Origin of the sequence: Lactobacillus sp. ESL0680 (assembly GCF_029392855.1) — a bacterium.
Taxonomy (GTDB): Bacteria; Bacillota; Bacilli; order Lactobacillales; family Lactobacillaceae; genus Lactobacillus.
This window is the reverse complement of the sequence record NZ_CP113945.1, coordinates 1,002,543-1,020,937: the sequence shown is the minus strand read 5'-3', so window position 1 is coordinate 1,020,937 and position 18,395 is coordinate 1,002,543. Positions and strand designations below refer to the sequence as shown.

19 protein-coding genes are annotated in these 18,395 nt (G+C 40.5%); 14 read left to right on the top strand and 5 right to left on the bottom strand.

Going from position 1 to position 18,395, the window contains the following annotated elements:
* Nucleotides 1-30: 30 nt before the first annotated feature.
* Both OZX58_RS04935 and OZX58_RS04930 read right to left on the bottom strand, forming a co-directional pair.
* Nucleotides 31-1,455, bottom strand: a complete 1,425-nt coding sequence (locus OZX58_RS04935; RefSeq protein WP_277140504.1) for an amino acid permease — start codon at nucleotides 1,453-1,455, stop codon at nucleotides 31-33.
* Nucleotides 1,456-1,590: 135 nt separating this feature from the next.
* A complete protein-coding gene (locus OZX58_RS04930) occupies nucleotides 1,591-3,018 on the bottom strand; it encodes an amino acid permease (protein WP_277140503.1) in 1,428 nt (475 codons plus the stop codon).
* A 201-nt stretch (nucleotides 3,019-3,219) separates the two neighbouring features.
* On the opposite strand from OZX58_RS04930, the gene ylxM reads away from it, so the two are divergent.
* The 8 genes from ylxM to OZX58_RS04890 all read left to right on the top strand — a co-directional run bounded on the left by ylxM (nucleotide 3,220) and on the right by OZX58_RS04890 (nucleotide 8,818).
* Entirely contained in the window at nucleotides 3,220-3,561 is a 342-nt protein-coding gene (gene ylxM, locus OZX58_RS04925) for a YlxM family DNA-binding protein (RefSeq protein WP_277140502.1), read from the top strand.
* 4 nt (nucleotides 3,562-3,565) lie between these two features.
* Nucleotides 3,566-4,993, top strand: coding sequence for a signal recognition particle protein (gene ffh, locus OZX58_RS04920; RefSeq protein WP_277140501.1), 1,428 nt, complete (start codon nucleotides 3,566-3,568; stop codon nucleotides 4,991-4,993).
* A gap of 83 nt (nucleotides 4,994-5,076) precedes the next feature.
* Complete coding sequence (gene rpsP / locus OZX58_RS04915; RefSeq protein WP_277129498.1) at nucleotides 5,077-5,349, top strand: 30S ribosomal protein S16; 273 nt, start codon at nucleotides 5,077-5,079, stop codon at nucleotides 5,347-5,349.
* 72 nt (nucleotides 5,350-5,421) lie between these two features.
* Nucleotides 5,422-5,937: a ribosome maturation factor RimM gene (gene rimM, locus OZX58_RS04910; protein ID WP_277140500.1), complete on the top strand. Its 516-nt coding sequence runs from the start codon at nucleotides 5,422-5,424 to the stop codon at nucleotides 5,935-5,937.
* Nucleotides 5,927-6,643: a tRNA (guanosine(37)-N1)-methyltransferase TrmD gene (trmD, locus tag OZX58_RS04905; RefSeq protein ID WP_277129500.1), complete on the top strand. Its 717-nt coding sequence runs from the start codon at nucleotides 5,927-5,929 to the stop codon at nucleotides 6,641-6,643. Before rimM ends, trmD begins: the two co-directional genes overlap by 11 nt.
* Before the next feature lie 123 nt (nucleotides 6,644-6,766).
* On the top strand, nucleotides 6,767-7,114 hold the full coding sequence (gene rplS, locus OZX58_RS04900; protein ID WP_277133631.1) for a 50S ribosomal protein L19: 348 nt from the start codon (nucleotides 6,767-6,769) through the stop codon (nucleotides 7,112-7,114).
* A gap of 104 nt (nucleotides 7,115-7,218) precedes the next feature.
* On the top strand, nucleotides 7,219-7,983 hold the full coding sequence (locus OZX58_RS04895) for a nucleoside phosphorylase (RefSeq protein ID WP_277140499.1): 765 nt from the start codon (nucleotides 7,219-7,221) through the stop codon (nucleotides 7,981-7,983).
* A 184-nt stretch (nucleotides 7,984-8,167) separates the two neighbouring features.
* Nucleotides 8,168-8,818 carry a uracil-DNA glycosylase gene (locus OZX58_RS04890; protein ID WP_277140498.1) on the top strand — a complete coding sequence of 217 codons (651 nt, stop codon included), beginning with the start codon at nucleotides 8,168-8,170 and terminating at the stop codon, nucleotides 8,816-8,818.
* Between the two features lie 23 nt (nucleotides 8,819-8,841).
* Here OZX58_RS04890 and lexA read toward each other — a convergent pair whose 3' ends face one another.
* Nucleotides 8,842-9,465, bottom strand: coding sequence for a transcriptional repressor LexA (gene lexA / locus OZX58_RS04885; RefSeq protein WP_277140497.1), 624 nt, complete (start codon nucleotides 9,463-9,465; stop codon nucleotides 8,842-8,844).
* Nucleotides 9,466-9,609: 144 nt separating this feature from the next.
* Here lexA and OZX58_RS04880 point away from each other — a divergent pair, with 144 nt between their 5' ends.
* From OZX58_RS04880 to OZX58_RS04860, 5 genes are all read left to right on the top strand, one after another.
* Nucleotides 9,610-9,858, top strand: a complete 249-nt coding sequence (locus tag OZX58_RS04880) for a DUF896 domain-containing protein (protein ID WP_277140496.1) — start codon at nucleotides 9,610-9,612, stop codon at nucleotides 9,856-9,858.
* A gap of 70 nt (nucleotides 9,859-9,928) precedes the next feature.
* Nucleotides 9,929-10,147, top strand: a complete 219-nt coding sequence (locus OZX58_RS04875) for a YneF family protein (protein WP_277129506.1) — start codon at nucleotides 9,929-9,931, stop codon at nucleotides 10,145-10,147.
* 76 nt (nucleotides 10,148-10,223) lie between these two features.
* Entirely contained in the window at nucleotides 10,224-11,978 is a 1,755-nt protein-coding gene (locus OZX58_RS04870) for an ABC transporter transmembrane domain-containing protein (RefSeq protein ID WP_277140495.1), read from the top strand.
* Between the two features lies 1 nt (nucleotide 11,979).
* Complete coding sequence (locus OZX58_RS04865) at nucleotides 11,980-13,761, top strand: ABC transporter ATP-binding protein (RefSeq protein WP_277141755.1); 1,782 nt, start codon at nucleotides 11,980-11,982, stop codon at nucleotides 13,759-13,761.
* A gap of 133 nt (nucleotides 13,762-13,894) precedes the next feature.
* Nucleotides 13,895-15,295 carry an FAD-binding oxidoreductase gene (locus tag OZX58_RS04860; protein ID WP_277140494.1) on the top strand — a complete coding sequence of 467 codons (1,401 nt, stop codon included), beginning with the start codon at nucleotides 13,895-13,897 and terminating at the stop codon, nucleotides 15,293-15,295.
* A gap of 50 nt (nucleotides 15,296-15,345) precedes the next feature.
* Here OZX58_RS04860 and OZX58_RS04855 read toward each other — a convergent pair whose 3' ends face one another.
* Nucleotides 15,346-16,524, bottom strand: coding sequence for a cyclopropane-fatty-acyl-phospholipid synthase family protein (locus OZX58_RS04855; RefSeq protein ID WP_277140493.1), 1,179 nt, complete (start codon nucleotides 16,522-16,524; stop codon nucleotides 15,346-15,348).
* An 83-nt stretch (nucleotides 16,525-16,607) separates the two neighbouring features.
* Nucleotides 16,608-17,222, bottom strand: a complete 615-nt coding sequence (locus OZX58_RS04850; protein WP_277140492.1) for a 1-acyl-sn-glycerol-3-phosphate acyltransferase — start codon at nucleotides 17,220-17,222, stop codon at nucleotides 16,608-16,610.
* 62 nt (nucleotides 17,223-17,284) lie between these two features.
* Here OZX58_RS04850 and OZX58_RS04845 point away from each other — a divergent pair, with 62 nt between their 5' ends.
* Nucleotides 17,285-18,316, top strand: coding sequence for a GIY-YIG nuclease family protein (locus tag OZX58_RS04845; protein WP_277140491.1), 1,032 nt, complete (start codon nucleotides 17,285-17,287; stop codon nucleotides 18,314-18,316).
* The last annotated feature ends 79 nt before the right edge of the window (nucleotides 18,317-18,395 follow it).

Below are 18,395 nucleotides of genomic sequence, written 5' to 3'. Positions count from 1 at the left end.
CCGTGATGGTTAAGGCTTTTTAATTTGAAGCTATTGTTTGTTCATTGCGGAATGGTGCATGCCATAGAGGTAATAGATAATGATACCAACTATTGTCCAAACTAGCATGTACTCCTTTGCTTGATTATCCAAACCTAAGAAGACCGCAAATGAGCCTAAGAATGCGAGAAATGGCAAAACCGGATAAAGCGGCATTTTAAATGCTGGATCGGCAATGTCGTGACCTTCGCGTGGTCGTAAGCGATAAATACCAATTGACACAAACATAAAGGCAATTAACGTTCCCGCAGATACTAATTGAGTTAAAAAGGCGAAGGGAATGAAAGCAGAAATAATAATGGAAATAATCGCTACTGTCCATAATGCCGTTGCTGGGCGGCGGTCCTGATTAAGCTTGCCCAGTTTCTTTGGCAACATGCCGTCACGACCAAAAGAATAGACTAGTCGTGAACTTGCCATACATAAACCAATTAAGGCGGTAAACATACCCAAAACTGCGACGGATTGAACAATGATTGCAACACCGCCATGACCGGTTTGGCGCAAAGCATAGCCGACAGGTTCGGCAGAGTTAAGGTATTGGTGGTAGGGAACCATGCCGACAAGTACCAAGCTCACAGCGACAAACAAGACAACGGCAATTAATAAGGAACCAATAATTCCGCGAGGCATAGTTTTTTGCGGGTTAATTGCTTCGGCAGAATTAGAGGCGATTGTGTCAAAGCCCAAGAAAGAAATATAAATCATTGAGACACCGGCATAAATTCCCTGCCAGCCGCCGAATGGTCCGTGTGCGGTAGGACGATAATGCGGGATGAACGGCACGAAATTGGCAGCCTTAATTGCTGTTAAACCGACAACAACAAAGAGTACGATTGCCAGAACTTTAACAACAACTAAGACGTTTTCAACACGGGATGCCTTGGATACCCCAAAACTGACTAAAATTGCGGCAAGCATGATGGCAATCAGAGCTACCAGGTCAACTACACCGCCATTAACACCTAGTGGGTTGGCTAAGGCTGCCGGCAGCTTCCAGCCTAATGGGGCAATCAGTGCCCGCAAGTTAGCTGATAAGCCTGAACTAACAAAGGCCATACCAATTAAATATTCGGCCAAAAGTGCCCAGCCAGAAATCCAGCCCCAAAATTCGCCAAAGACGACATTAATCCATGAATAGACTGACCCGGCAAACGGCATTGCTGCAGCCATTTCGGCATAAGCAAAAGCTACTAGTCCGGCAACAATTGAGGCAATAACACAAGAGATAGCAACCGCTGGTCCCGTATGTAGTGCCGCAACTTCTCCTGGCAGCGTGAAGATTGAGGTGGAAACAATTGTTCCAACACCAAGAGCCAAGAAGTCGCGAACTTTTAAGGTTCGTACCAAATGACCATCTTTTTCTTGATAAATATTAGGGTCTTCCTTACGATTCATAGTTTGCCAAAGCTTCAACTAAATTACCTCCATAGGATAATATTATTTTTTGATAATAAAATTAAATAATAATTAATACTAATGCAAAATATTTTAATCGTCAAATTTAACAAAACAAACGCAGCTAAGTTATTTAGCTGCGTTTGTTAAAAGTTAATTTTTTTGGTTCATTGTTGAATGCTTTAGTCCATAAGCAAAATAAATAATTAGCCCAATGATAAACCAGATAATTGCGTAAATTTTAGCCTGTGTATCAAGTCCCATAAAGACAATTAGTGATCCCAAAAATCCTAAGAACGGCAGTACAGGATACCAGGGCATTTTAAATGCGGGTTTAGAAATATCAACGCCTTCACGTGGTCTTAGGCGATAAATACCTAGGGAAACAAACATGAAAGCAATCAGTGTTCCCGCTGAGACTAGCTGTGTTAGGAATGAAAATGGTAAGAAGGCACTAATTAAAATTGCTATGATGGTAATTGTCCAGAGAGCGTTGTTAGGTCTTTTATCATTATTTAATTTACCCAACTTCTTTGGCAGCATACCGTCGCGGCCAAAGGAGTAGACTAATCTTGAGCTTGACATGCAAAGACCAATTAGTGCGGTAAACATGCCAAAAACGGCAATTGTCTGCACGATTGTGGCAATTGTTCCGTGGCCGATTGACCGCAGAGCAAGACCAACTGGTTCGGCTGAACCAAGATACTTTTGGTAAGGGACGACGCCAATTAGAACGAGGCTAACAGCGACAAATAAGACAACGGCAATTAATAATGAACCGACAATTCCGCGGGGCATGGTCTTTTCCGGATTTTTAGCTTCGGCTGAATTAGCGGCGATTGCGTCAAAGCCCAAATATGATACGAAAATCATGGATACACCAGCGTAAATTCCCTGCCAGCCGCCAAAAGGACCATTGGCAGTTGCCCGGTAACGCGGAATGAATGGCATGAAGTTAGCCTTTTTAATGGCGGTCATACCAACGATAACGAAGAGCAGAATGGCAAAGACCTTCAAGGCAACAAGGGCATTCTCAACTCGAGATGCTTCGGATACCCCGTGACTAATTAATAGGGAAACTAAGAAGATCGACACAATTGAAATGAGGTCGACAACGCCGCCATGAACACCAAAGGGATTAGATAAAGCAGCCGGCAATTTTAAGCCTAAGGGTGCGATAAGGGCACGAAAATTGGCCGAAATCCCCGAACCGATAAATGACATAGCGATAAAATATTCCGCTAAAAGTGCCCAACCGGCAATCCAGCCCCACACTTCGCCAAAGACAACATTAATCCAAGAATATGCAGAGCCGGCGAAAGGCATGGCAGCCGCCATTTCCGCATAAGCAAAAGAAACAATGCCGGCAACAATGGCTGCTAAGACGCAAGAAATGGCAACAGCTGGTCCTGTATGCAGCGCTGCCACTTCCCCAGGTAAAGTAAAGATGGAGGTGGAAACGATGGTTCCAACACCCAGTGCCAGAAAGTCTTTCACAGTAAGCGAGCGAACTAGCTGGCCATCTTTTTGTTCATAGACCCGTGGGTCTTCCTTACGGTTAATTTTTTTCCATAAATTCACTTTTTATTCTCCTTAGAATTCTTAAATCAATATAAAGAAGCTTACACAAATGCTTCTAAGTGTGCAAGTTTAATTATCATAAAAAAACTGCCAGATAATCGTAAATGCTTTTTTATCAAAAAATAATAAAATTTGCGAAGAGTTGCTGCTGGCAATCGTCAAACTGGCGCTTTTTTGCTATACTGGTTCAAGGTGAAAGTAATGGACGAACTCGTTAAAAATGAATTATTGGGTGATTTATACGCATATTATGGTCAGCTCTTAACTAAGGGCCAGCAAAGCTATTTTGAGGATTATTATTATAATGATCTATCTTTGGGTGAAATTGCCGCTAACCACAACGTGTCACGGCAGGCAGTCTATGATAATCTGCGCCGCTGCCGAAAACTTTTAACCAATTATGAAGCAAAATTGCACATGCAAAAAGACTATAATGAAATAGAGCAAAAGCTCTCGGCAATCGCTGATGAGGTCGCTCAGAATCAGCATGAAGAAGCATTAATTAAAATTAAGCAATTATTAGGAAAAATGAGGGGAGAATGACTCAATGGCTTTTGAAAATTTAAGTGAACGAATTCAAAAAGCGTTGCGGAATTTAACTGGCAAGGGCAAAATTTCTGAAGAAGACATTAATAATGCCAGCCGTGAAATTCGGTTGGCACTGCTTGAAGCCGACGTTAACTTTAAGGTCGTTAAAGATTTTATCAAGAAAATCAAGGAAGAGGCCTTAGGTAAGGAAGTCCAGGAAAGTTTAAATCCGGGCCAACAAGTCATTAAAATTGTTAATGATGAATTAACTAAGATGATGGGTGAGAGTGCTGTTGGTCTGAATAAGTCCAAGCATATTCCAACCATTATTATGATGGTCGGTCTGCAAGGTACTGGTAAGACGACCACTGTTGGTAAGCTGGCTAATCGGCTGATGCAAAAAGAAAAAGCTCGGCCGCTGTTAATTGCCGGCGATATTTATCGTCCGGCCGCAATTGACCAGCTTGAACAAATTGGTGCCGAATTAAAGGTTCCCGTTTATAGTGAAAAAGACCAGTCAGACGTTGCTCAAATCGTCAAAAATGGATTAAAACAAGCTGAAACCAATAAGAATGACTACGTAATTATCGATACGGCCGGTCGTTTGGAAATTGACGAACCATTAATGGAAGAACTTGAGCAGGTTAAGGCAATTTCTCAGCCTGATAATATCCTGTTGGTCGTTGATGCAATGACCGGTCAAGCGGCAACTGATGTCGCCAAGGGCTTTGATAGCCGTTTAGATATTACTGGGATTATCTTAACTAAGCTTGATGGTGATACCCGTGGTGGTGCGGCACTGTCGATTAGAGCAGTTACAGGTAAGCCGATTATCTTCACTGGTCAAGGTGAAAAGTTAACTGACCTTGAGCAGTTCCACCCAGACCGGATGGCTTCACGAATCTTGGGCATGGGCGACATGCTGACCTTGATTGAGAAAGCGCAAGAAGATTACGACGCCAAAAAGGCTGAACAGGTCGCTGAAAAGATGAAGGAGAACACCTTCGACTTCAACGACTTTGTCGATCAACTTGACCAAGTTGAAAAGATGGGGCCACTCGATCAAGTTATGAAAATGATTCCTGGTCTTGCCAATAATCCGCAACTGAAAAATATTAATATTGATAAAAAGCAAATTTTGCACGTTAAGGCAATTGTGTCGTCAATGACACCTGAAGAACGTGAAGACCCTGAATTGCTCAATCCCAGCCGGCGCAGAAGAATTGCAACTGGATCTGGTCGGCCGGTTGTTGAAGTTAACCGCATGATTAAGCAGTTTAAACAGGCTCGCGATATGATGAGTAAGATTACCAAAGGTAATTTTAAGGGCATGAGCAATTTGCCAGGCATGGACTCACCAATGGCGAAAATGGCAATGCGGCGTATGGGTAAGAAGTTCAAGAAGAACAAGAAAAAGCGCATGAAGATCAAGCGTTATCACTCATAACTACCTGTTAAGTAAAAACACTTTACACCTGCTTAAAAAAATGCTATATTATTAATCGTTAAGTTTTAGGAGGATATTAATTTATGTCAGTAAAAATTCGTATGCGCCGTATGGGTGCTAAAAGAAAGCCTTTCTACAGAATCGTTGTTGCAGACTCAAGAATGCCACGCGATGGTCGTTTCATCGAAGAAGTAGGTTTTTACAACCCAGTTGCAGAACCAAAGCAATTAAAGCTTGATGAAGACAAAATCTTTGAATGGCTTAAGAAGGGTGCACAACCTTCAGACACTGTTAGATCACTTCTTTCAGGTGCTGGCTTAATGAAGAAGTTGCACGAATCAAAGCAAAGCAAATAATTAATTTGCAAAGGTAGAAAGTTTGAAGTTAGAAGCTTCAAACTTTTTTCTTACTTAGATTTAGGAGGGCAAATGCAATATTATGATGTAGCGCAGATTGTGACAACACACGGACTGAAGGGTGAGGTTAAGGTTAACTTGATAACTGACTTTCCCGAGGAACGCTTTTCTGCTGGCAGTAAATTAACTCTCAAAGACGATCAAGACCGTGTCTTAACAGTCACAAGCGGGCGGCCATTTAAGCAGTCGTGGCTGGTTCAGTTTGCGGAAGTTACCGATATCGATCAAGCTGAAAAATTAAAGGGCAAAACCTTGGTTGTAAGTGAAGACGCCCAACACGACTTGCCCGATGGGGTTTACTATTATCGTGATATTCTCGGCTGCACAGTTTTAGATAATCAAACTGGCGAAATTTTGGGGAAAATCACCGATATTATGTCTCCTGGTGCTAACGATGTCTGGCAGGTAACCGAAGAATCAGGCAAGGAATACCTAATTCCTTATATTGATGATGTGGTTAAAAAGGTCGATATTGCTGGCAAAGAGGTTTATGTTGAATTAATGGAGGGTCTGCGCGATGAAGATTAACGTGTTAACGCTTTTTCCAGATATGTTTACCCCACTGCAGACTTCAATGCTGGGGCGCGGATTAGAAGACGGTAAATGGGCACTTAATCTAGTTAATTTTCGCGATTTTACCAGTGATGTGCACCATCACGTTGATGATACACCGTATGGCGGCGGTGCGGGAATGGTCTTACAAATTATGCCGATTAAGAAGGCATTGGATTCACTGACTAATAAGGGTAAAGTGATTATTACAGCACCGCAGGGCCAAACCTTCAACCAGCAAACGGCTCAACGCTGGTCTAATGAAGAAAATCTAACTTTTATTTGTGGTCATTATGAGGGCTTTGACCAACGGATTTATGATTTGGCTGATGAAACTGTTTCAATTGGTGATTATGTCTTAACCGGCGGCGAATTGCCAACCATGAGCATGATTGATGCGACAGTGCGGCTGCTTCCGGGGATTTTGGGTAATGCAGCTTCCCCAGTTGAAGAAAGTTTCTCTCACGGATTACTTGAATATCCGCAGTATACGAGACCGGTCGACTTTGAAGGCTTGAAGGTGCCGGAAGTATTGACCTCAGGCAACCACCAAAAAATTGCCGAATGGCGGCACAAGGAAGCACTTAGAGCAACTTATTTAGCTCGGCCAGATATGCTCGAAAATTATGATTTGAGTGCTCAAGAACGTGACTGGCTTGCTGAATTTAAAAAAGAGGATTAAGCTTGCGTTAATACGGCGAATTTGCTAAGATATTAAAGGTGTTGGCATTTAGCTGCACTAAGAGTTATGGGTGTTCCGCTGGCGCAGGTAGCGTTAATGAATGCCGCAAGAGGAGAAAAAATTATGGATCCATTAATTCAAGAATTGACTAAAGAACAATTACGTGATGATATTCCTGACTTCCGCGCTGGTGACACTGTTCGTGTTCATGTTCGCGTTGTTGAAGGTACTCACGAACGTATTCAGATGTTCGAAGGTGTCGTAATCAAGAGAAAGGGTGCTGGCATTGCTGCAACTTACACTGTTCGTAAGATTGCTTCTGGTGTTGGTGTTGAACGTACTTTCCCAGTTAACGACCCACGTGTTGCTAAGGTTGATGTATTACGTCACGGTCGTGTACGTCGTGCTAAGCTTTACTACTTACGTGAACGTCATGGTAAGTCTGCAAGAATCGCAGAAAAGCGTCGTTAATTCACGCTTTACCATTAAAAAAGAACCATCTTTTAAAAAGATGGTTCTTTTTTTGTTACTTGTGGTACTATAAAAATATGTTTCTATAATTGGAGGGTGATAAAATGAGTAAACCGTTTTTAACGCAATTTGATCCAAATCCTAGCGCTGTGCTGGATCCCGATCATGAGCGGGCTGAGCTTGATTATCATTTTCCCAAAAAATTATTATTTGCCTTTATTACTTCTGAGGCAATTGCTAACTTTTTGTCTCAATATCCGTATCGCAAGCTGGGACATTATGATTGTTTTGAAGGCGAGACGCCGATTTATGAGGTTAATTTAGGCAATGAAAAAATCACTTTCTGTCAGGCGAAAATCGGTGCAGCGGCAGCTGTCGAATTGCTTGATTGGTTAATCGGTTATGGTGTGAGGCAGGTCATAGCCATTGGTTCTTCCGGCGTACTGGTTGATTTGCCGGAAAATTATTTTTTGGTGCCAATTAAGGCAATTCGTGATGAAGGAACTTCATTTCATTACGCGCCCGCAGGTAATTTTATTAGTTTAGAAGGTCCTTACTTAAGACGAGTTGAAGAATTAATGCAGCAGAATAATTTTAAGGTGAAAGAAGTTACCACTTGGACAACCGATGGCTTTTTCCGAGAGACGCCAGCTAAAGTTAAGCAATTTAAAGAGTTGGGTGCTTCTTGCGTTGAAATGGAATGTGCAGCCTTAGCTACGTGCGCAAACTTTCGCCAGGTAGATTTTGCGCAAATCTTGTTTACGGCGGACTCTTTAAGTGATTTGGAAAAGCATGAAGACCGCAGCTGGGGCAGGGATGCACATGAACTAGCTTTACAATTAGCTGCACAAATTTTAGCAAAAATCTAGCATAATGCTTGTGAAAATTTGCAGTGTGAAACTAATGTGAAACTAGGATAAATTTCACAAATAAAAATATAAATGCTTAAATATCAATGATTATTGATGTTTAAAGCCAAAAAGTTTGTGAAGTTAAATTGACGAGTAGATGTGGAAACTCGCAAATGTCTTGAAATGAAAGCGATAATACGTGATGAAGTATCCAGAATGGCTGATTAAAAAAGTGCAAAAAAGAGCACATGGAATGAAATTAGAGGGGCTAAATGAAGGTGCAGGACCACAAGATCCAGCGCTAATGATTGTCGGTGAGGCTCCCGGTCGAGATGAAATTGTCTCGCATGTCCCGTTTCATGGTAGTTCAGGTAAGGAATTAATGAAATCATTGGCATTAATTGGCTTGACTCGCGATGATGTTTATATCACCAGCGTGGTTCGCAGCCGCCCTTATGCAACCAAAACAGTTTTTAGTAAAAAAGAAAACAAGGACGTTATTAAGCACCCAAACCGAAAACCGACTAAAAAAGAAGTTTTAGCTCATGCACCATTCTTTGATTATGAGGTGGCCCATGTCCAGCCTAAAATTATTGTCACGGTTGGCGGGACTGCAATTGAACGTTTGCTGGGACCGGGGCACAGTATTTCACGTGAACATGGTCAGGTGATTAAGCAGACACCAATTTTGCAATTAAATGTTGCTGAAGATGGTTATGAATGGTCGAAAGAAAAATATACTTTGATTATGGAATATCATCCGGCAGCGGTTTTTTATAATCGCAAGTTAACGGAAACTATTAAAGAAGATTGGCTTGCTTTGAAGCCATATTTAGACATAGAAAAAGACTAGAATTTAAATTCTAGTCTTTTTAATTAGTTGATGTTATTCCGATAAAGACCAACTACCTTACCCAAGATTTGCACTTGGTCAAGGATAATTGGCGCCATCGTATCATTCTCCGGCTGTAGGCGGTAATGGTCTTTTTCTTTATAAAATCGTTTGACGGTTGCTTCGTTTTCTTCAGTCATTGCAACCACGATTTCACCATTAATTGCGGAACTTTGCTTGCGGACGATGACATTATCACCATCTAAAATACCAGCATTGATCATGCTTTCGCCGTGAACTTTTAGCATGAATAGGTCACCAGCATCGTTGGCTAAATCTGGCGGCAAGGGGAAGTAATCTTCAACGTCTTCAACCGCTAAAATTGGCTGACCGGCAGTAACAACGCCAACAACTGGAATTTCGTTGGGTTTAATACCTAATGCTCGTTTACCTTCTGCTGTGATTTCTAAAGCACGCGGTTTAGTTGCATCTTTAATTAGCAGTCCTTTTCTCTCTAAACGAGCCAGGTGTCCGTGAACAGTTGACGTAGAAGAAAGATTAACTGCGGCACAAATTTCACGAACAGTTGGGGGAAAACCACGGTCCGCCACGGTTTCATAGATATAGCGTAATATTTCTAATTGTTTAGAATCATGATTAACAGGCATAATTTCTCCCCATTACTATAAGATAAAATTTCTATAAAGTAAGTTTACCAAAGATTTTTGCTAAATACAAACAAACGTTCTAAGAACTAAAACTTTTTTTCTGGGGACAAATAAGGTAGACTTTTTTAATAAGAGGTGTCAAAAATGAATCAAGATAAAGAAAAGCAAACAATTGACCGAATTAATGAATTATACCGTAAGAAAAAGGCGAGTAATCTGACCGAGCAAGAGGAAGAGGAACGCAAGAAGCTGCACCAAGAATTTTTAAAGAATTTCCGGGCTAGTTTTAAGCAAAACGTTGAAGATATGGTAATTATCGATAAAGACGGTAAGGAAGTCACATCTGAAAAGGCTAAAGAGGCACAAAGACGCAAAGGTTTAAGAAAAGATTAATTTTAACCTTTAAATTTTATGCAAGTTTAGGTAAGATATAACTATTGGATATTTTGAGGAGTTAGTTTTTATGAATTTGGCATTAGCAATTGTTTTAATTATTGTTGCGCTATTAGTCGGCTTAATTGGCGGCTTTTACGGTGCAAGATCATACATGAAAAAATATTTTAAGGAAAATCCACCAATCAGTGAAGATATGATTGTTGCGATGATGTCACAAATGGGACAAAAGCCTTCTGCAAAGAAGGTTAACCAAGTGATGAACATGATGAAGCATCAAAATAATTAATCTTAAGATTGACTAAAAAGACGGGGATTGTTCCCCGTCTTTTTTTTAGTTTGGTGCAAGTCAGATAGGAATAAAGATGGGAATTTTTTTAAAATTAGGTTGGTTTTTTAAAAAGGAAAAGAAGCGCTATTTAATTGGTGTAACCTTTTTAGCACTGACTTCAATCGTAAATTTAGTACCGCCGCGGATTTTAGGTTTGATGGCGGATCAGCTTGACCAAGGTCATATTAGTTGGCTGCAGTATGGCGGATTAGTTTTAGCGATTATCGCGGCTGCCTTACTGCTATATGGTTTTCGCTATTTTTGGCGTAAACAAATTTGGGGTGGTGCAGCTGAACTTGAACGGCAATTACGTTCAAAATTGTTTAAACATTTTATGGTGATGGACCAGACATTTTACCAGCGGCACAGAACTGGTGACTTGATGGCGCACGCAACAAATGACGTTTCTGCAATCCAAGATGTTGCTGGGGCTGGCGTTTTGACTTTGGTCGATTCGTTAATTATGGGCGTGTCAACCATGATAGCGATGATTATTTTTGTTGACTGGCGGCTGACAATTGTGGCGTTATTGCCCCTGCCATTTTTAGCCTGGGGTGCATGGCAATTGGGTAATCATCTGCATGATGCCTTTGATGAGTCGCAGGCGGCTTTTTCGCGGTTAAACAATAAGACGCAGGAGTCCGTTTCGGGAATGAAAGTTATCAAAACTTTTGGTCAAGGAGACGAAGATACCGCCGCATTTGACCAGATGGTTGATGATACGATCAAGATTAATAAAAAAGTCTTCAAGTGGGATGCTTTGTTTGATCCGCTAGGCACAATTATTATTGGGCTAACATATACGATTACGATTATTTATGGCGGCTTGCTGGTTGTTAACAAGGTTCTAACAATCGGGCAGTTAGTTTCCTTTATTGCCTACATTGGCAACATGGTTTGGCCGATGTTTGCCATTGGCTACCTATTCAATATTTTGGAGCGGGGTAGTGCCAGTTATGACCGGGTTGAAAAATTGCTGGATGAGCAGCCGCAAATTACCGATCAGCATGCTAATGAAAGCCTAACAGCTGACGATTTAGCAGGTGATTTGAATTATCAGATTAATTCGTTTGCTTATCCTGATGAACCACAACTGCTAGTTCTGCACCAAATTGATTTTACCCTTAAAAAAGGCCAGACCTTAGGTCTTGTTGGTAAGGTCGGCTCAGGAAAAACAACGATTATTCAATTGCTTTTGCGCGAATTTGATAAGTATGATGGGCAGATAACGTTAAATGGCTATGATATCAGGACAATTCCGCTCAATGTCCTTTTGCGCCAAATATCTTATGTACCGCAAAATAATTACTTGTTTTCAACGACAATTCAAAAGAATATTGCCTTTTCACAGGCTGATGCGTCTGAGGATGCAATTGTTAGTGCTGCCAAAAAGAGTGATCTACATGAGGATATTTTGCAAATGCCGGCTGGCTACAAGACACTGGTTGGCGAAAACGGGGTTTCGCTTTCTGGAGGGCAAAAGCAACGGATGTCAATTGCGCGGGCATTACTGAAGCAAAGCCAGATTTTGGTCTTGGATGATGCTCTGTCGGCAGTTGATGCGCGAACCGAAATGGCAATTTTACAATCATTGCGCAAGGAACGTGCTGGTAAGACAACAATGATTGCAACTCACCGGTTGACGTCGGTCATGAATGCCGATTTGATTTTAGTCTTAAAAGATGGCGCAATTGTCGAGCGCGGCAGACACGAACAGTTGCTAGCTGCAGATGGCTGGTATGCGGAAATGTGGCGGCGGCAGGAATTAGAAGAAAAGGTAGGTGAGTAAGATGGATGAACAGAATGAATCAGTTTGGTCCAAAGAGATTCCGGTTAAAGAGCAGTTTGATATTTTTAAGCGGCTTGTTCGCTTTGTACTGCGCTTTAAAAATGAAATGATTATTGCTGGAATCGGCGCCTTGCTTGTCAGTATTATCAATATCCTGCTGCCGTATGGTTTGCAATTTTTCCTTGATAATTATTTGGCTAAGGCCAATGTTACAACGCAAGTGATTATTTTTGCCGGCTTGTTATATGCTGGCGGATCAGTTATCAAGGGTATTTTGCAGTTTACGTATGAATACTTTTTTGCGTTGGGATCAGAAAAGTCTCTCGAGGGCTTGCGCGCCGAATTATATAAAAAACTGCATACGTTGGGGATGCGTTATTTTGACCAAACACCAGCTGGTTCAATTGTTTCGCGGGTGACCAATGATACCATGACGTTGAGCAATTTCTTAACGGTTCTATCAAGTGTTGTCTTGTCATTGTTTTCAATTGTTTCGGCATTGGTGGCAATGTTTACCACTAATGCCTTTGCGGGGCTCATCATGTTAGCCTTCTTACCAATTTCCCTACTGGTTATTTGGCAATATTCCAAGCGCAGTTCTAAACTTTACCGTAATTATCGCGAGCGGTTAAGCCGAATTAATACCAACTTGAACGAATCAATTGAGGGGGTCTCGTTAATTCAGCAGTTTAAACAAGAAAAGCGCATGACCGGTAATTTTGAGCATGAAAATGCGGCGCTAATGAAAACGCGTTTCAGCATGATTAATCTGAATTCCTTACTGCTGTCACCGTTGACCAGTCTGCTTTATTCGCTGGCTCTAGCGTTAACCTTAATGTATTTTGGTTTCCCACTGCAAAAAACTTTTGTACCTGCTGGGGTCGTCTATGCTTTTTCACAGTATATTTCGCAGTTCTTTAATCCAATTTCAAATATGATGGATCAGATGACCTTCTTTCAGGATGGGATTGTTGCGGGTAAAAGAATTTTTCGTATTTTAGATGATACTAATTATGAGCCTAAGCAGGATGAGCAGCCGGGATTGACAATCACGCAGGGCAAGATTGAATTTAAGCATGTTAGTTTTTCCTATGATGGGAAAAACGAAATTCTGCATGATATTTCTTTTACCGTTAATCCAGGCGAAACTCTGGGAATTGTCGGTCATACGGGATCGGGTAAAAGCTCGATTATTAACGTAATGATGCGGTTTTATGAATTTTATCAGGGAGAAGTGCTGATTGATGGCGTTGATATTAAAAAATACCCTAAGGCAGAATTGCGAAAGAAATTAGGACTGGTCTTACAGGATCCATTTATGTTTTATGGCGATATTAGTTCTAATATTCGCCTGTATAATGAGCAAATTACGGACCAGCAGATTAAACGGGCTGCAGAGACAGTGCAGGCTGCTGACTTTATTGAAAAATTGCCGGGCAAATATCATGCGGCAGTTGATGAAGGCGGCAGCGAATTTAGTCAGGGACAGCGACAGCTGATTTCGTTTGCTCGAACGCTTGTAACGGATCCGAAAATTTTGGTGTTGGATGAAGCAACAGCAAATGTCGATACCGAAACGGAAACGTTAATTCAGGCGGGACTTCATCGCTTACGCCAAGGCCGGACGACCCTTGCAATTGCTCACCGCTTATCAACGATCGTTGATGCCGATCAGATTATTGTTCTAAATCAGGGAAGAATTATTGAACGCGGCACCCATCAAGAATTATTGGCCCAAAAAGGCTATTATTACAATTTGTATACTTTGCAAAATCAAAAATAATATGAGCGAGGACTTAACCGTAAGTCTTCGCTTTTTTTATTATAAAAGTTGACAGCGATTACACAGTGGCGTAAATTTAGTCTATGTTGATTTTTATCACATCTGTAATTTTACAATAAGAAAGGAAATTGCAATGGAATATCATGTAATCGATCAAACTGATCGTGAAAATTTAAGTAAATTTGTTTCTGAGCCAGAGAGGTTTATTACTAAGCCAACTGAGCATTGGGATCACGACCAGTTCAAGACTGTTAGAGCAATGCCAGAATTGGTAATTCAACCAGTAAATAATGATGAAGTTAAAAATATTGTTAAGTACGCTAGTGATAACAATATTCCGGTAGTACCTCGTGGTAATTCGACTGGTTTAATGGGTGCCAACTTGAACGTTGATGCTGGTATTTCGCTTGATATGGTTAAAATGAATCATGTGCTCGATTATGATCCTGAAAGTTTGACAATGACTGTTCAAGCAGGAATTAGACTAAAGGATATTGAAGACTACTTGGCAGATAAGCCATTTACATATATGCCAGCTCCAGCAATGCACTGGGCAACAATTGGTGGTAATGTTTCAACTAATGCCGGCGGTTTGAAGGCGATTAAATATGGTGTTACTAGAGAACATATCCGTGAATTAAAGGTTGTTTTAACTGACGGCAAGCTGTATAAGTTTGGTTCTAAGGCAGTTAAATCAGCTTCTGGATATTCACTTAAAGACTTGATTATTGGGGCAGAAGGAACATTAGGTGTAATTACCGAAGTAACTTTGCGGCTTTATCCAAAACCTCGTAAGTCAATCAATGCAATTATTCCTTATCCAACCTTAAATGATGCCATTAAGTCAGTACCTGCAATTTTAAAATCCGGTGTTGTACCAACAACAGTTGAATTTATGGGTCGTAAAGTAATCAACTTGTGGGAAGAATATGCTGGTGACCAATTCCCAATTAAAGATGGCGACGGTTTTATTATTCTTGGGCTTGATGCCTTTACAGATGAAGAATTAAAGGCTGAATTAGAGCAGACTTTGACTACAGTTAAGGACTTTAAGGCCGAAGAAGCAGTTGTTTTGAGTGCTGATTCTGATGAGGCCAAGAAGATTTGGGAATGTCGTGAAGCTTTGCTTTTAGCTATTCAAAAATCAACGCCGAAAATGGATGAAATTGACATTTGTGTACCAATTAATCATATTCCGGATGTTCTGGATAGAATTGAAGAATTAGAAAACGAATTGCATATCAGAATTCCTAACTTTGGTCATGCAGGCGACGGTAATTTGCACATTTACCTTTGCTCAGATGAAATGAATGACGTGGAATACGCTGAGACGAGCAAAAAGGTAATTGACGAACTGTACAAGACGGCTAAAGCTCTTGATGGTAATATGTCTGGTGAACACGGAATTGGTTATGCCCGTGCTGATAACTTTGAAGACTTTTATGGTCATGACTATACCGAATTATTACGGAAAGTTAAGACCTTGTTCGATCCAAATGATGTTTTGAATCCAGGTAAAATTTTCAAAATGTAATTAAACAAAAAACTAGCAGTCTAATCGAGCTGCTAGTTTTTTTGTTTAGTCTATTTATTTAACATGTAGTCACGGGTTAATGGCAGGTTTTTACCAGATGGACCCTTAGTAATCAAATATTGAATGACGTCAATATTACCGGATTCAAATGAGGCAGCACAGGCTTGTAAGTATAAGTCCCACATGCGGGTAAAACGCTCGCCCATTAGTTTTTGAATTTGTTCACGGTGCGCATTAAAGTTACTGTCCCAAATTTCTATTGTGCGCTGATAATGGCGCCGAAGCATTTCGACATCGTCAACCTGCATACCGCTGGCAATAATGTGCGAAATATTTTCATTTAGACCGGGAACATAACCACCTGGGAAAATGTGCTTATTAAGCCAAGCGTTAGTTGCACCACCTTGTTGACGAGTAATGCCATGGATTAAGGCAACACCGTCTTTTTTCAGGTATTTGGCAACATCATTGAAATATTGGGCTAAGTTTTCTTTGCCCACGTGTTCAAACATGCCGACAGAAGTAATGTAATCCCATTGTTGGTCACCAAGTTCACGGTAATCTTCAAGTTTAACTTCAGCGACGTCTTGCAAATTTTCGTCATAGATTTTCTTTTGTACTAATTTGTATTGCTCTTCGCTAAGTGTAACGCCAGTTACCTTTAAGCCGTATTCCTTAGCAGCAGTGAGCATTAACGTTCCCCAGCCGCAGCCAATATCTAATAGTGTTTTGCCTTTTTCGGGATGCAGTTTGTTTAAGATATGATGGATCTTGGCAATTTGCGCTTGCTCAAGATTATCATGATTGTCACTGGTAAAGTACGCACAAGAATATGTCAATGTCGGATCAAGCCATAATTGATAGAAGTCGTTGCCAATATCATAATGACTTTGGACATCTTTTTCACTTTGTTCCTCATTATGATTTTGTTCAGGCAAGAATTTGCGAAACTTGTTTGACCGTAAAAAGCTCTCTGAACTTTCGTAGGCACCGCAAATTAATTTTTGCAGGCTGCCTTTAACTTCGATTTTTTTATCCATGTATGCTTCGCCTAGAGCTAGGGAAGCATTACGTGAGATTGCTGACATTGGAATTTTTTCATTAAAAATAATTTCAATATCAGGATTGCCATTACCGTAGGTTTCACTTTTACCGTCCCAGTAGGTCACCTTAATTGGAAAAGGAAATGACTTGCTGAGCATAATTTTGTAAAAAGTTTTTTCTAACAACTTAAAATTCCTCCGTTCATTTAAATATTATTAATTTTAGCACTAACAAAAAAAGATTGAACTCGTAATGAATTCAATCTTTTTTATTTGGCAACGTAATGAAAATTAGGATTGTGTTCGTGATCGATTTGATCCCAAGCATTTTTTAATTGTTCATCAAAGGCAGCTTCGTTTTCGTGAGTTAATTTGGTTTTACGATCAACTTGAATTGGCTTACCAAAGCAAACGTCAAGCGGCTGGCGTTTCAACAGTCCCTTGAAAGTAAGGGGTCCTTGATAGACAACAGGAACAATTGGCGTTCCCGATAATTTGGCAATTGCCAAGGTTCCGCCTTTAAGTTCAGCTGAATGCCTTGTTCCCGATGGGAAAATAATTAATGAGTAATCGCCTTTTTTTAAACCCTTAATTGGAATTTTTAATGCTGAAGGGCCGGGATGTTTGCGGTCAACGGCAAAAGCATGCGCATGGGTTAAAATGAATCGTAAAATTGGATTTTTAAATAATTCGATTTTGGCCATGAACATGAATTCCTTCGGACTGGCAGCTAAGGCGAATAAAATTGGTTCCCACCAAGTTCGGTGTGGAGCAGCTAGGATATAGTTGCCTTCGGGGATGTTTTCTTTGTGATAAACATGTAAATGACCGTTAAGAATCCAGATAACAAATCGCGCAACGGCGCGAATAAAATGATAAAACATGATTAAACTCCTCCAGTTGTTGTAAAATATTATAACAAAGCTCAGGGAGAGGACAAAATTTTATGGTGAAATTGGCCAATAATGAACGAATTGATTATATGTATAGTGATGACTTGAAGATTATTCAGGATAAAACAGCATTTAGTTTTTCACTTGATACTTTGCTTTTGGCATCACTAGCTAAAGAAGCAATCCGAGATCGCTCAAAAGTTGCTGACCTGTGTGCGGGCAATTGTGCGGCTAGCATTTATATGGCATATTTTAATCGGGCAAAATATGATGCGGTAGAAATTCAGCCGGAGGCAGCTTCACAAGCACGGCGTTCTGTTGAGCTTAATCAAATGGAAAACCGAATAACTGTTTTTCAAAAAAATGTTAAGGATGCGGCTGCCTTTTTACGTAAAGATTCTTATGATGTAGTGGTTGTTAATCCGCCATATTTCAAGGTGCCAGAAGGTCATGATGTTAATCCAGATCCGAAAAAGGCAATTGCGCGTCACGAAATTCTAATTAATCTTGAAGAAATAATTGCCGTTGCCAGTGGCTTATTAAAAATGAAGGGCAAGCTGTTTATGGTGCATCGGCCTGAGCGGTTAAACGAAATTGCCTACTTTTGTATGAAGCACGATTTAAGTATTAAGGTCGTTCAACCTTTTGTTTCGCATCGCGGCGATGACAGCAATCTGATTATCATTGAGGCAGTTAAGCATACAGCTAGTGATGGTTTGGTTTTAAAAGACGCAATTGAAGTTCACGACAGGGCAGGCAATTATTTGCCGTCAATTCAGCGTATTATTCGTGAAACGCCTGAGGATCGCGCACAAAGACAAAAGAGTAAAGATTATTTCTTTTATGTTTTATTATGCAGCGACGGCAGTTTTTATGGTGGTTTTACTGATAATTTACAAAAACGGCTGGCAGCCCATAATTCAGGCAAGGGTGCGAAATATACTAAGGCAAGACGCCCCGTTAAAATGATTTATCATGAGAAGTTCACTGATAAAAATTTAGCCCTTAAACGCGAATATTGGTTCAAACATCATCCAAGACAGTGGAAAGAAAAATTTCTGCATGAGCATGGAGTAGATTTTTAGTCTTGCATCTTACAGCTAAATCTAGTATTCTATTATGGTGTGCTGAATAGAGCATGCAGGTAAAACACATCAAGAGCGA